The sequence below is a fragment of the Blastococcus sp. CT_GayMR20 genome (assembly GCF_004570345.1).
Genome location: NZ_SPQM01000328.1, coordinates 1 through 852, shown reverse-complemented (window position 1 = coordinate 852; position 852 = coordinate 1). Strand labels below are relative to the sequence as shown.

Sequence of the window (852 nt, the reverse complement as noted above, 5' to 3'; positions counted from 1 at the left end):
GTGTACCGCAGGTCCTGGGACGACAGCCGGGACAGCGCGAACGCGTAGGCGGGGTTCTCCCGGTGCGCGTCGTGGACCACGATGTCGGCCGGGTCGACCTGGTTGGTCTCGGCGATCCGCAGCCCGCCGAAGCCGTCCTGGACGACGCAGGAGGCGCCGTCGGGGCCGAAGACCAGCGGCTGCCCGTGGACCAGCGGGATGGACCACTGGGTGCCGGTGGTCGGGTCCTTGAGGAGCTCGAAGGCGCCGTCGTTGAAGATGTTGCAGTTCTGGTAGATCTCCACCAGCGACGTGCCGGAGTGCTCGGCGGCCTGCCGCAGGACGTCGGTCAGCCCCGTGCGGTCGGAGTCCATCGCCCGGCCCACGAACGTCGCATCCGCGCCCAGGGCGAGGGAGACGGGGTTGAACGGGGCGTCGATGGAGCCCATCGGGGTGGACTTGGTGACCTTCCCGACCTCCGACGTCGGGGAGTACTGGCCCTTGGTGAGGCCGTAGATCCGGTTGTTGAACAGCAGGATCGTCAGGTTCACGTTGCGCCGCAGCGCGTGGATGAGGTGGTTGCCGCCGATCGAGAGGGCGTCGCCGTCACCGGTCACCACCCACACCGACAGGTCGGGACGGGAGGCGGCCAGGCCGGTGGCGATCGCCGGGGCGCGGCCGTGGATGGAGTGCATCCCGTAGGTGTTCATGTAGTACGGGAACCGCGAGGAGCAGCCGATCCCGGAGACGATGACCATGTCCTCGCGGGCGATCCCCAGGCTGGGGAGGAACGACTGGACCGCGTTGAGGATCACGTAGTCCCCGCAGCCGGGGCACCAGCGCACCTCCTGGTCGGTCTTGAAGTCCTTGCCC

The 852-nt window shown here is 69.0% G+C and carries 1 protein-coding gene; it reads right to left on the bottom strand.

Features of this window, described 5'->3' with window-relative positions:
* The coding region (locus E4P40_RS27750; RefSeq protein WP_135161494.1) for a 2-oxoacid:ferredoxin oxidoreductase subunit beta at window positions 1-852 on the bottom strand (852 nt) is incomplete at both ends.